Here is a 13,034-nt window from a genome sequence, read left to right as displayed (position 1 = left end):
TTGAAGCATCGGCCTTGCCGAATTCGTAAGGGTTAGCTGTATGGCACTACACGCAGGTCACGGATGATCGACGCCTCACATTCGATGCCGGCGGCGAAATCCATCACGTGGACATGGCAGGTAAATGGATGATCGAGTTCAGCGCCGGTTAGGCGGTCAGCATATTGCCGTTGCAAGGCGGTCCGGGCCACCTCGACTTTCGGAGCAAAGATTTCAAATTCAAGGAATTGACTGCCCATAGCGCACCGAATGGTTACCATGGCGAGGATGACCATATTTCGTGCCGCCGGTATTTTAGAAAACTATGGACTATTTTTAGGAAATAGCGGTTTTTGCTTAGCCAGCGGCAGGTGTATCCACTTTATCACACTTATTTTTGGCTGCTAACATTTCAATGATGTGGTGAGGGTAGCGCCCGCCTCGATCCGCGAATTGGATGGAATAGTGTTCCCGCCACACATGACCCTCCTTAGGCAAGCGTTTTCGGCGACCAGTTTGGAAAACCAGCCCTCGGCCGGATCTACTTAAAGTTCCGCTGCTGAAGCCCCTGGCGATTGTCTCGCGAATAGCAGCTCCGTCGGCGTTTTCCCCTGTCCGGGAGTATCATGGCTGACGATTGGCAGAAGAATGCGCCTTGTCGTAAAAGCGTCGGCAAACATGGGGGAAGGCAACAAGGCTTGCCTTTTCTCGAAACACAAAGCGCGTACGATAACCTCGTGGCTTCAAAACTCCCAAGGTCTTAGAGGAATCGAACCCGAGATCCCAAAAATCCTTATACGAAAATGGGCTTCGGGACCTATGATGGGCTGGTCCAAGTTCCACTGTTGGATGGAACGCCCGTCGACAGGGTCAAGAACCGTTTTAGGATACACGCTAGGTGCTTCGCTTGAACTTGGTCCAGGGGTATAGCGGGAGTGCTTGATGCCCGAGAGTTGGTTTGGTTCCGGAGATGCTGAGAGCAGTCCCCGGTTGGATGCGCCGATAGGCGGACATCGGCCGTCCTCTCACGCAGCCCAGCTTTGGTGTTTCAGCTAAACGCCCCGATTATCTCGCGCTTCCGTCCGTTTGCGCCTATCAGTGCCGATAGGATACGGAACACGATAGTCATAGTGAAAAAAGTTAAACAAAATCAAAATTGTAGCAATTTTAAACTTTAAGCAAAGCCCATCAAATACGCGACCATCCGCTCCATTTTATTGACTATTCGCCGCCAAACAAATTGCGCCTGCCATTTTGATGGCAAAAGGGCAGTCATCAATCTCTCAATCGCTAAAACCGCCGCCAATGTCGCGAGAACTCATCCGTCTTGCCGATGGCATGGATGACGCCATGCAGTTCCGCCAATCCCTTCAGACGTCCGATCAGGGAGTAGCCGGGATTGGTCGGCTTATCGACATCGTCGCCAATCAGATGGCCATGGTCGGGGCGCATCGGGATCAGATGGTCCACCCGACCGTCTGCCCGACGCCGGGCCTCTTCCGCCAGCAGCGTGCGCAGGATGGCATACATGTCGCTGCGGCCTTCCAGATGGGACGCTTCGACAAAGGAACCGTCTGGCTCGATCGCCACGTCGCGCAGATGGGAAAAATTGATGCGCGGCGCGAATTCGCGGGCGATGGCGAGCACGTCGTTGTCGGCGCGCGAACCGAGAGAACCGACGCAAAGCGTCAGGCCGTTGGCGGGATCATCGACGCTGCCAACGATGCGGCGCAGATCCTCGGCCGTCGAGACCACGCGCGGCAGGCCGAACAGCGAAATCGGCGGGTCGTCGGGATGAATGGCAAGCCGCGCGCCGACTTCGGCCGCGACCGGCACCACTTCGCGCAGAAAACTCTCGAGGTTCGCCCGCAGGTCCTCCGCCGTCACTCCGTCGAAAGAATCGATCTCGCCGCGAATGGCCTCCCGGCCATAGCTGTCTTCGCCGCCGGGAAGACCCGCGATGATATTGCTCTCCAATCGCTGAACCGCCTCCTCGGAAAGCCCCTTCAGCCGCTTCTCGGCGCGTTGCACAAGCTCCGGCGCATAGCTCGTCCCGGCACCTTTTCGGCGCAGAATGAAGACGTCGTAAGCGACGAATTCCACCATGTCGAAGCGAAGTGCCAGCGCCGTCGTCGGCATCTCGAAACGCAGATCCGTGCGCGTCCAGTCGACCACCGGCATGAAATTGTAGCAGATCGTCTTGATGTCGGAGCGGGCGAGATTGACCAGCGTGTCCTTCCAGACGCCGATCGCCTTGGCGGCACCTGCGCCGCCGAGCTTGATGGCGCTGGGGATCGGAATCGATTCACAGACGCTCCAGCGCATGCCGGCGGCCTCCACCAGGGCCTTGCGTGCCTCAATCTCTTCCGGTGTCCATGTACGGGAATGGGAGATTTCATGCAGCGCCGTGACGACACCTGTTGCTCCGCCCTGACGGGCGTGAATGAGTGGAACGAGATCCCTCGGCCCGAACCAACGCCAGCAACTCTCCATGTGATATCTCCCTGATTTGTTGGTCAACATAATGCCAGATCCTAGATTGTCCATTCCATTGCTACTTCCATCCCGCTTGACATCACTTATTGACCAACAATATGCTCTTCGAGTGGAGGACGCATGGCGACGGAAACCGCAGAGATCGGGGACAAGGGATCGGCGGTGGACCAGGTGGTCGATGCGATCCGGCGGCTGATGCGCGAGCGCAACCTCGGCCTCGGCGACACTCTGCCCTCGGAAATCGAGCTGGCGGCAATGTTCAATACCAGCCGCAACACTGTGCGCGAAGCGATCCGCATGCTGAAGGCATACGGCATCGTCGAAAGCAGGCAGAAGGTCGGGGCCGTCATCACGGACCGGCGTCAGCAGGCACTGATGGAGCAGTTCTCCTTCGCGCTCGATATTTCCGCCGAAAACTTCCTCGATATTCAGGGTTTTCGCCGGCTGATCGAGGTCAACCTCTCCGATCTCCTGTTCGGACATATCGACGATGCTGGCATTGCCCGGCTGGAGGCGATCAACGACGCCATGAAGCTAGCGCCGGACCTTCCGGACGCCGCCGAATGCGACTTCAAGTTCCACGCCGCGCTGGTGGGCCTTGCCGGCAATCAGACGGTGTCACAAGTCTATGGCATTCTGCAGCCATTGTTGCAGCGGCTGATGGAAGCGGGAAAACGCTCCCGCGCCGCTGTCGACAGTGCCTATGACGACCATTGCGACATCATCGCCGCGCTGAAGCAGCGCGACCGCATTGCCTACGCCTATCACATGAACCGTCATCTTCACGCCGGATTGCAGTTCATCCAGCCATCCAAAGCCGCGGCAGATTTGACACAATCCATTTCATGACGGACCGACAAGCATGAAGACACTGGCACTCGACACCGGCTGGACCGCTTCCCGCCTTCGCGCACCATCCACCGCCCCCTCCCTGCCCGCGACGATCCCGGCCACGGTGCCGGGCAATGTGCATACCGATCTCCTGTCCGCCCGGCTGATCACCGACCCCTATCTCGATGTCAACGAGATCTCCCAGGACTGGATCGGCCGCTCGGCCTGTCGCTACCGGCTCGCCTTCGACTGGGATAGCGATGACGCGGATCGGGTCGATCTCTCCTGCCTTGGTCTCGATACAGCAGCACGCCTGGAGTTGAACGGCACCTCGCTCGGCGAGACACGCAATATGCACCGCAGCTACCGTTTCGACATTCGCGAGAAGCTCAAGGACGGCCGCAACGAGCTGATCATCGATTTCGAGTCCGCCTATGCCCATGGCGAAGCCGTGCGCGCAGCACTCGGTACCGCCGCCGACATCCCTGCCAACTATCCCGGCCCCAGCAATCTCATCCGCAAGATGGCCTGCAATTTCGGCTGGGACTGGGGTCCGACCGTCGTCACCGCCGGCATATGGAAGCCGGTCACCATCGAGAGCTGGTCGAAGGCGCGTCTCGGCACCGTTCGCCCGGAAATCACCCTGCAGGGCGGCGACGGCGTCGCCCGCCTGCGTGTCGAGATCGAATGGGCCGCCGAGGGCATGGACAGCGCCGCACTCGTGATGTCGGTCGGCGGCAAGCGATCCGAGGTGCGCATTGCGCAGGGCGAAACGCATACGCTGGTGGAATGCCGGGTCGATAATCCGCAAGTCTGGTGGCCGCATGGACTTGGCGATCAGCCGCTCTACGAACTCGACCTCCAGCTTCTGGGGTCTGATGGCGCGGTGCTGGATCGCTGGCAGCGGCGCGTCGGCTTCCGCTCGGTGCGGCTCGACACCACGCCGGATGAGATCGGCTCCGCCTTCACTCTTGTCGTCAATGATGTGCCGGTCTTTGCCCGTGGCGCCAACTGGATCCCGGACGATTGCTTCCTGCCGCGCGTGACGCGGGAGCGCTATCGCGAACGGATTGGCCAGGCCCGCGACGCCAATATGAATATCCTGCGCGTCTGGGGCGGCGGTATCTACGAAACCGATGCCTTCTACGAGGAATGCGATGCCGCCGGCATCATGGTCTGGCAGGATTTCCTCTTTGCCTGCGCCGCCTACCCTGAAGACGAGCCGGTCTATAGCGAGATCGAGGCGGAAGCGCGCGAGGCGATCACCCGGCTGATGCCCTATGCATCGCTGGTGCTCTGGAACGGCAACAACGAGAACATCTGGGGCTATTTCGATTGGGGCTGGCAGGATGTGCTCGCCAATCGTCCCTGGGGCGCCGGCTACTATCTCGATCTTCTGCCGAAACTCGTCGCCGAGATCGATCCGACGCGGCCCTATTGGCCGGGAAGCCCCTATTCCGGCTCGATGGATATCCCGCCGAATGCCGATGAGCATGGCTGCAAGCATATCTGGGATGTCTGGAACGAGGTCGGCTACGAGGCCTACCGCAACTACATCCCGCGTTTCTGCTCCGAATTCGGCTGGCAGGCGCCGCCGACCTACGGGACGCTTGCCTCATCCGTGCGCGAGAAAAATCGCGCGCCTGCCTCGCCCGGCGTTTTGCATCACCAGAAGGCCACGACCGGCAACGATAAGCTGCTCAAGGGATTGGAGGGGTGGTTTCCCGCGCCGGAAAACCTCGATGACTGGCTCTTCGTCACCCAACTCAACCAGGCGCGTGCGATCAGCTTCGGCGTCGACCACATGCGCTCGCATCGCCCCACCTGCATGGGCGCGATCGTCTGGCAGCTCAACGATTGCTGGCCGGTGACCTCCTGGGCGGCGATCGATGGCGGTGGGCGGAAGAAACCGCTCTGGTATGCTCTGCGCAACAGCTACGCCCCGCACCTCCTCACCATCCAGCCACGCGGCGACGGCCTTGCCACCATCGCCGTCAATGATGCCACCCTGTTCTGGCGGGTGCCCTTCACCGTCGAGCGTTTCGACTTCAACGGCACGCTTCTCGCCCGCCATTCCGTCTGGCGGATCCTCTGCGACCGCTTCGAGAATGCGGAGATATCGATCCCCAAGGATGTAGCAACACCGGGCGATCCACAGCGTGAATTCCTGCGCGCCCGGCTTGGCGATTCCGAGGCCTGGTGGTTCTTCGAGAAGGATATGAAGCTGCAATATCCGCAGCCACGTTTCGAGATAGAGGCCGCGCCAACCGCCGACGGCATAGCCGTCACGGTCACGGCGCAAACCTTCCTGCGCGATCTCTGCCTGTTTGCCGACCGGATCAGCCCGAATGCCGAGGTCGACGATATGCTGGTCAACCTGATGCCGGGCGAGAGCAAGACATTCCGCATCAAGGGCCTGTCGAAAGAGGCTTGGGATGATGCCGATCTTTCCTCTGTCGTGCGCACGGCCAATCAGGTCGCGGGTACGATTCAACATCGGTGAGACGGGAACATCGTCACGAAAGATTGCGATCTCGGAGGGCAAATTGCCTTCTATGATCGCACGGCACCTTGTGATCTAGTGCGCCCATCCGACCCATGAATCAGCGAGACACCGACTATGCCTTCGGAATCCCATCGCAGCTTTCAGACGCCCCGGCACGAAGAACTCGGTCTTTCCACGCTTACCAATAGCGCCGGTCTGTCCGCATCGGCCCTGCCGAACGGCACGCTGTTTGCCATCGATTTTGCCGACCAGCAAGGCGGCGTCATGATCAATCAGGTGCTGGGATCGCCTGTTTACGGCGGCATCGGGCGGCTCTATCTGCGCATCGGCGGTTCACAGCCTGAAGTCACCGAAATCGTCGGCCCAAAGGCGGCGGTGCGCTTCGGCCATGACGAGACGAGTTTCTGCTGGAGCGGCGAGACGGCGGGTCTCCGGCATACGGTGCGGTTACAGCTCCATCCCGGCGATACCGCCTGGTTCTGGCGGGTTTCGCTCGAGAATACGACGAACAAGGCAGTTCCGGCCGATCTCGTGCTGATCCAGGATGTCGGCATCGGTGACCGTGGTTTCCTGATGAACAGCGAGGCCTATGCCTCGCAATATATCGACCATCACATCGGAGCCCATCCCACCTTCGGGCCGGTCGTGATGAACCGGCAAAATCTCAAGCAAGGCGGCGGACGCAATCCGTGGCTGGCGCAGGGCTGCCTCGATGGCGCGGCCGCCTATGCAACGGATGCAATCCAGCTGATGGTGCCGGCCCCAAGCGGCGATGCGCCGATGGTGCCGGGTTTCGGCGAAAACCTGGCGAGCACGCGCCGGCAGCACGAGGTCGCCTGCCCGGCGATCCAGTCGAAGCCGTTGACACTGGCACCAAAGGCCGGCGCGACTACGACATTCTTCGGCCTGTTCGTTGCCGATCACCCCTTGGCCTCCAGCGATGCCGACCTTACGCGTCTCGATGCACTGCCGCAGGTGCTCGGCCAACTGGCGGCGACCGATATTGCCTCGGAGATACCGGTTCGCAGCCTGGTGCAGGACGCGCCGCTGTTCGTGACCGAGCCGTTGGATGACGCGACCATCGACCGGCTTTATCCCGAGCGGGTGCTGGAGGAGCGGATCGACGGCCAACTCTATTCCTTCTTCGTACCGGAGGGATCGCTGAACCGTCATATCGTGCTGCGCGAGAAGGAGCGCCGCGTGGCGCGCCGTCACGGTGCCATCGTCCGCAGCGGCCAGAACATGCTGCTCGACGACCAGACTTTGGGCGCAACCTGCTGGATGCAGGGCATTTTCGCGGCGCAGCTCACCATCGGCAATACCTCCTTTCACAAGCTGTTCTCGATCTCCCGCGATCCCTACAATCTGACGCGGGCAAGCGGGTTGCGCATCCTCGTGGATCTCGGCGAAGGCTGGCGCCTGCTCGGCGTGCCCGCCGCCTTCGACATGGGCCTCAGCGATGTCAGCTGGATCTACAAGCTTGCCGGCCATACCATCACCGTGACGGCGGCAGCCTCCGGTGACGACCCAGCCATGCAGTGGAATGTCTCGGTCGAGGGCAAGGCCTGCCGCTTCCTGGTGTTCGGCCATATCGTGCTCGGCGAGCGCGACTATGAAGCCGTCGCAAACATCGAAATCGATGCTGCGGCCAAGCAGATATCCTTCCGTCCCCAGTCCTCCTGGCTTTGGGATCGCTACCCGCAAGCCGCCTATCATCTCGTCACTTCAACGCCAGATGCTTTCGAGGCAATCGGCGGCGATGAGCTTCTCTATGGCGACGGCATCTCACGCAACGGTCCCTTCATCGCGCTGAAATCGCGCCCGACGCGAGGCTTCAGCTTTGCCGTCACCGGATCGATGACCGACACCGCGGCGGGTGAAGCCCTCGCCGAGCGTTACAAGGCGGGCGTCAGCGCTGAGGACATGCTTGCGCCGGCGCAGCGTTTCTGGAGCCATGTGACGCGCGGCCTGCGCATCGAGGGCAGCGGGCCGGATATCACCGAACAGGCGGTCATGTTGCCCTGGCTGGCGCATGACGCCATCATCCATCTGAGCGTGCCGCACGGCCTCGAGCAATATACCGGGGCTGCCTGGGGAACGCGCGACGTCTGCCAGGGGCCGGTGGAATTCCTGCTCGCCTATGAACACGATGCCGAGGTGAAGCAAGTTCTCAGCACCGTCTTTTCCGAGCAATATCGCGACCGGGGCGACTGGCCGCAATGGTTCATGCTGGAGCCCTATGCCAATATCCGCGCCGGCGAGAGCCATGGTGATATCGTCGTCTGGCCGCTGAAGGCGCTGTGCGACTATATCGAGGCGACGGGCGATATCGCCTTCCTCGCCGAGACCGTTCCCTGGCGAGCCGACGACACCATGCAGCGGACCGAGGAGAAGGCGACGATCTCCGACCATGTCGAAAAGCTGCTCGACACCGTCCGCAGCCGCTTCGTCCCCGGCACCAGCCTAATCCGCTATGGCGAAGGCGACTGGAACGACAGCCTGCAGCCGGCCGATCCGCATTTGCGCGACTGGATGGTCAGCAGCTGGACCGTTTCGCTGCTCTACGAACAGCTCGTGCGCTATGCCGCGATCCTGACATTCGCAAGCCGGGACGAAGAGGCGCAGAGCCTCAAGGACACCGCCGCCGCCATGCGCAGCGATTTCAATCGCCTGCTGATGCGCGACGGTATCGTTGCCGGTTATGGCGTCTTCGATCCGAGCCATGACGGCGTCGAGCTGCTGCTGCATCCGGCCGATACCCGCACAGGCCTGCATTTTTCGCTGATCGCGATGACCCAGCCGATGCTGGGCGGCCTGTTCACGCCGGAGCAGCGGCGCGACCATATGAAGCTGATCAGCGCGAACCTGCTGTTCCCGGACGGCGTGAGATTGATGGAAAAGCCGGCCACCTATGCCGGCGGACCGGAGACACTGTTCCGTCGTGCCGAATCCTCGTCCTTCTTCGGGCGCGAGATCGGGCTGATGTATGTGCACGCGCATCTGCGTTACTGCGAGGCGCTGGCCCTGGATAGCGATGCTGAGGGCATGTGGAGCGCGCTGGCGCTCGCCAACCCGATTTCGGTCAGCGGCCGGCTCGACCACGCATCGCTGCGGCAGCGCAACACCTATTTCAGCAGCAGCGATGCCGCTTTCGACGACCGTTATCACGCCTCATCCGATTGGGATCGCGTCAAGGCGGGCGATATCGCCGTCGATGGCGGCTGGCGCATCTATTCGAGCGGCCCCGGCCTCTACACCAAGAGCCTGATCAACAACGTCTTCGGTTTCAAACGGCATTTCGGCCAGCGCGTCCGCCAGCCGCTAATGCCGACATCGGTTGACGTTTCCGAGGTCGAACTGGATTTCAAGGCCTAGTCACAAAAGGGGCCGCTACACGCGGCCCCTCTCCAGATTTTGTAATTAAGCAGCTGCGTCCCAGACCGGCGCGAGGCCATCGGGGCTGACGATACGCCCGTTGGGCTCTGCAAGCGCATGGATCGCGGCCATCTCCTCCGCCGTCAGTTCGAAATCGAAGATCGCCGCATTCTCTTTGGCGCGGGTCTCCGAGACCGTCTTCGACAGCGCGATCAGCCCCTGCTGCACGATCCAGCGCAGGACGATCTGCGCGATGGACTTGCCATGCCGACCGGCGATCGCCCTCAGAACCGGATCGCTCAGCACCTTTCCATCCGCCATGGCGTAGTAGGCCGTGATGGACATGCCGAGACTCTTGGCGGCGTCGATCACCGGTGACTGGTCGAGATAGGGGTGATACTCGACCTGATTGGTGACGAGCGGCAGCTCGCTGAGCTTTACCGCCTCGGTTATCAGCGCCCGGTTGAAATTCGAGACGCCGATGTGGCGGACCTTGCCGGCCTTGGCAACCTCGCTCAAGGCACCAATCTGCTCGGCAAGCGGCACGGCGTCGTTCGGCCAATGGAGGAGGAGCAGATCGACATAATCAGTCTTCAGCTTCTTCAGGCTTTCATCGACCGAAGCAACAAAGGCCGCGTGCTTATAGTGCTCAACCCAGACCTTGGTGGTCAGGAAGAGATCGGTGCGGGCAAGGCCGGAGCGCAGGATCCCTTCGCCGACCTCGGACTCATTGCCGTAGATCTGGGCGGTGTCGACATGCCGGTAGCCGTTCTTCAGCACATGCGACACCATACGTTCCGTATCTGGGCCCGGCATACGGAAGGTGCCGAAACCGAGAGCGGGGATCGATGCGCCGTTGGCGTTGACGAGATGCATGGGATTTCCTTTCGATTGCAGAATGATCAGGCGGCGCGGGAAACGGTCTGCGCCACAGGAGCCGAACGGCGGTCGAGCGCGCCGCTCCACAGGGTCAGGACGAGGGCAGCGACGACCAGGATCGCGCCGACCCAGGGCGTGGCGCCGAGACCGAGCGAGGATTCCACCACCAGCCCGCCGATCCAGGCGCCGGCGGCAATGCCGAGATTGAAGGCGGCGATGTTGAGCGCCGAGGCAACATCGACGGCTGCGGGGCGAACCTGGCGAGCAAGCTGGACGACATAGAGCTGCAGGCCGGGCACATTGGCGAAGGACAGGAAGCCGAGGGCGGCGAGCGTCGGAATGGCAAGCCAGGGCGAAACGGCCGTAAAGCTGAAGAGCACGAGCACGATCGCCTGGGCGAGAAAGAGCCATGTCAGCGCCTTGACCGGATTGCCATTGGCAAGCCGTCCACCGACGACATTGCCGATAGCAATGGCGATACCGTAGAGCACCAGGATCAGGCTGACGGCGGAGGCGGCAAAGCCGGTCACGTCCTGCAGGATCGAAGCGAGGAAAGTAAACGCGACAAAGGTGCCGCCGTAGCCCAGCGCCGTCATGGCGAAGACGATCAGCAGGCGGGCGCTTCCAAGCACGCGAAGCTGTTCGCCGATACCGGCCGGCGGTGCCTTTTTCAGAGTCGATGGCAGCAACAGGGCGATGCCGGCAAAGGCGATGACCCCGAGCACGGCGACAGCGGCGAAAGTGGCGCGCCAGCCGAAGGTCTGGCCGATGAGCGTACCAAGCGGCACACCGGTGACGATCGCGACCGTCAGCCCCATGAACATCATGGCGATCGCCGAGGCACGACGGTTTTCCGGCACGAGATCGGCGGCGATGGTCGAGCCGACGGAGAAGAAGACGCCGTGGGCGAAAGCCGAGAGCACCCGAGCGACGAGCAGGAACTCATAGCCGGTGCTCAACGCCGCCAAGCCGTTGCCGACAATGAAGAGCGCCATCAGGCCAAGCAAGAGCGGCTTGCGCTCGATGCGGCCGGTGAGTGCCGTCAGGATCGGCGCGCCAAAGGTGACGCCAAGCGCGTAAACGCTGACGATGAGGCCGGCAAGCGGCAGGGTGATGTGAAGATCATTCGCGACGGTCGGCAGCAGGCCGACGATGACGAATTCGGTGGTGCCGATCGCATAGGCCGCGATCGTCAAGGCAAAAAGAGCGAGTGGCATGAGATGACCCGATCGAAAAGGCATCCGGAATCCTCCGGCTGCACTTGGTTCTTGTTCGGACGGAATATGGGCTCAAGACATTCGTTCGATAATCACCTATATAAAATCAACACTTATGAATTGAATTCAAAGTAGCGAGGCGAAGGGTGGATAATCGCGCCGGGGAAATGGATGTCTTCGTCCAGGTGGCCGAGCTTCGCAGCTTCTCGGCCGCCGGGCGGAAACTGCGCCTGTCGCCCTCCGCCGTCAGCAAACTCGTCACGCGTCTCGAAGACCGGCTCGGCACGCGCCTCCTGGTACGCACCACGCGCTCTCTGCAATTGACGCCGGAAGGCGAGGTCTATCTCGAACGGGCGCAGGCAATCCTCGCCGATATTCAGGAAGCCGAGCGCATGGTCGCCGCGGGCGGGGCGGCGGTGCCTCGCGGCCGGTTGCGCGTCAGTGCCTCTGTTGCCGTCGGGGTCCGCTGCATCGTGCCAATCGTTCCGGAATTCCTGGCGCTCTATCCGGAAATCGAACTCGACATCTCCCTCAGCGATAGCGTCATCGACATCGTCGGCGAGCGCGCCGATGTTGCCATTCGCGTCGGATTGCTGCGCGACAGCTCGCTGAAAGCCCGCAAGCTGCTCGAAAGCCGCCGCGTCATCGTGGCGTCCCCGGCCTATATCGCAAGATATGGACTACCGGCGACACCGGATGATCTCGATCAACACAATTGCCTGACCTTCAATTTTCGGCCGACCGCCGAGGGCTGGGCGTTTCGCGATCCGCACACCGGCTCAGTCTTCGTGAAACCTGTCTTCGGCAATCTCCAGGCCAACAATGGGCCGACCGTGCGCAGCCTCTGTCTGGAGGGCGTGGGGCTTGCCCGCGTCGGCCAATTCCATGTGCAACCGGACATCGAGGACGGCACGCTTATACCGGTGCTGGAAAACTTTAATCCGGAGGACATCGAGATGATCCATGCCGTCTATGCCGGCCATGATCACCTTGCCGCCCGCATCCGCGCCTTTATCGACTTCCTGGCTTCGCGAATCGGGTAAAACGACATGGACATTCCCAGACAGAGAGCAAGATTTGGAAACGGCGCTTTACCTCCCGATCAAGAATTTCCTTGAGACGGCCGGCTACACGGTGAAAGGCGAGATCGGCAATTGCGATCTCGTCGGGCTCAGCGATGACGAGCCGCCAGTCGTCGTCATCTGCGAGTTGAAGCTGACCTTCAATCTCGAACTTGTGCTGCAAGCCGTCGACAGAGCTGCGGCTGGCGACGAGGTCTGGATTGCCGCTCGCGTCTCGGCAAAGGGCAAGGGGCGGGAGAGCGACCGCCGCTTTCGCGATCTCTGCCGCCGGCTGGGCTTCGGCATGCTGGCGGTCTCCGATAGCGGCCTGGTCGACATCATCGTCAGTCCGGTCGCGCCGATGCCGCGCAAGAATCTCCGCAAGCGTTCGCGCCTTGTCGAAGAACATCGGCGGCGCAAGGGCGATCCCGCCTTGGGCGGCAGCACGCGCTCGCCGATCATGACCGCCTATCGCCAGCAGGCGCTTGCGTGCGCGGCCGCCATCCAGAATGGTCTGCAACGTCCGAAGGATATTCGCGCCAACGCCCCAAAAGCCGCCCAAATCCTGCAAGATAATGTCTATGGCTGGTTCGAACGCGTCGATCGCGGGATTTACAGCTTAACCGCGCTTGGTGCGGAAGCATTGAACCGATGGCCACAGACGGAGACCTCTTGAGCAACAAGATGGAG

9 protein-coding genes and 1 pseudogene are annotated in these 13,034 nt (G+C 61.4%); 6 read left to right on the top strand and 4 right to left on the bottom strand.

The window, feature by feature from the left end:
• Positions 1-32 precede the first annotated feature (32 nt).
• The gene (locus EX00_RS24810; RefSeq protein ID WP_047464050.1) at positions 33-275 is read right to left on the bottom strand and encodes a hypothetical protein; all 243 of its coding nucleotides are present in this window, start codon (positions 273-275) and stop codon (positions 33-35) included.
• A 498-nt stretch (positions 276-773) separates the two neighbouring features.
• Here EX00_RS24810 and EX00_RS32075 point away from each other — a divergent pair.
• Positions 774-890 (top strand): annotated as a pseudogene (locus tag EX00_RS32075) (GNAT family N-acetyltransferase); the annotation flags it as partial.
• Between the two features lie 379 nt (positions 891-1,269).
• Here the strand turns inward: EX00_RS32075 and uxuA are convergent.
• Entirely contained in the window at positions 1,270-2,472 is a 1,203-nt protein-coding gene (uxuA, locus tag EX00_RS24805; RefSeq protein WP_047464048.1) for a mannonate dehydratase, read from the bottom strand.
• A 123-nt stretch (positions 2,473-2,595) separates the two neighbouring features.
• Here uxuA and EX00_RS24800 point away from each other — a divergent pair, with 123 nt between their 5' ends.
• The 3 genes from EX00_RS24800 to EX00_RS24790 all read left to right on the top strand — a co-directional run bounded on the left by EX00_RS24800 (position 2,596) and on the right by EX00_RS24790 (position 9,187).
• Positions 2,596-3,324 (top strand): FadR/GntR family transcriptional regulator, encoded by a 729-nt coding sequence (locus tag EX00_RS24800; RefSeq protein WP_047464046.1) that lies wholly within the window; start codon positions 2,596-2,598, stop codon positions 3,322-3,324.
• A 13-nt stretch (positions 3,325-3,337) separates the two neighbouring features.
• A complete protein-coding gene (locus tag EX00_RS24795) occupies positions 3,338-5,809 on the top strand; it encodes a glycoside hydrolase family 2 protein (protein WP_047464044.1) in 2,472 nt (823 codons plus the stop codon).
• Positions 5,810-5,926: 117 nt separating this feature from the next.
• Positions 5,927-9,187, top strand: coding sequence for a GH36-type glycosyl hydrolase domain-containing protein (locus tag EX00_RS24790; RefSeq protein WP_047464042.1), 3,261 nt, complete (start codon positions 5,927-5,929; stop codon positions 9,185-9,187).
• 45 nt (positions 9,188-9,232) lie between these two features.
• Here EX00_RS24790 and EX00_RS24785 read toward each other — a convergent pair whose 3' ends face one another.
• On the bottom strand, positions 9,233-10,063 hold the full coding sequence (locus EX00_RS24785) for an aldo/keto reductase (RefSeq protein WP_047464040.1): 831 nt from the start codon (positions 10,061-10,063) through the stop codon (positions 9,233-9,235).
• Positions 10,064-10,089: 26 nt separating this feature from the next.
• Entirely contained in the window at positions 10,090-11,283 is a 1,194-nt protein-coding gene (locus tag EX00_RS24780; RefSeq protein WP_047464485.1) for an MFS transporter, read from the bottom strand.
• 146 nt (positions 11,284-11,429) lie between these two features.
• Here EX00_RS24780 and EX00_RS24775 point away from each other — a divergent pair, with 146 nt between their 5' ends.
• Together EX00_RS24775 and EX00_RS24770 are read left to right on the top strand one after the other, a co-directional pair.
• Positions 11,430-12,326, top strand: a complete 897-nt coding sequence (locus tag EX00_RS24775; protein ID WP_080761325.1) for a LysR family transcriptional regulator — start codon at positions 11,430-11,432, stop codon at positions 12,324-12,326.
• Between the two features lie 34 nt (positions 12,327-12,360).
• Positions 12,361-13,020: a DUF2161 domain-containing phosphodiesterase gene (locus EX00_RS24770; protein WP_047464036.1), complete on the top strand. Its 660-nt coding sequence runs from the start codon at positions 12,361-12,363 to the stop codon at positions 13,018-13,020.
• Positions 13,021-13,034 lie beyond the last annotated feature (14 nt).

Source organism: Martinezella rhizogenes, from assembly GCF_000799715.1.
Classification (GTDB): Bacteria; Pseudomonadota; Alphaproteobacteria; order Rhizobiales; family Rhizobiaceae; genus Rhizobium; species Rhizobium rhizogenes_C.
This window is presented reverse-complemented; position numbering and strand designations above follow the sequence as displayed.

Bases quoted from the DNA above. Each gene is read 5' to 3' on its own strand.
- EX00_RS24810 (WP_047464050.1), bottom strand. From the start codon at position 275: ATGGTCATCCTCGCCATGGTAACCATTCGGTGCGCTATGGGCAGTCAA.
- uxuA (WP_047464048.1), bottom strand. From the start codon at position 2,472: ATGGAGAGTTGCTGGCGTTGGTTCGGGCCGAGGGATCTCGTTCCACTC.
- EX00_RS24800 (WP_047464046.1), top strand. From the start codon at position 2,596: ATGGCGACGGAAACCGCAGAGATCGGGGACAAGGGATCGGCGGTGGAC.
- EX00_RS24795 (WP_047464044.1), top strand. From the start codon at position 3,338: ATGAAGACACTGGCACTCGACACCGGCTGGACCGCTTCCCGCCTTCGC.
- EX00_RS24790 (WP_047464042.1), top strand. From the start codon at position 5,927: ATGCCTTCGGAATCCCATCGCAGCTTTCAGACGCCCCGGCACGAAGAA.
- EX00_RS24785 (WP_047464040.1), bottom strand. From the start codon at position 10,063: ATGCATCTCGTCAACGCCAACGGCGCATCGATCCCCGCTCTCGGTTTC.
- EX00_RS24780 (WP_047464485.1), bottom strand. From the start codon at position 11,283: ATGCCACTCGCTCTTTTTGCCTTGACGATCGCGGCCTATGCGATCGGC.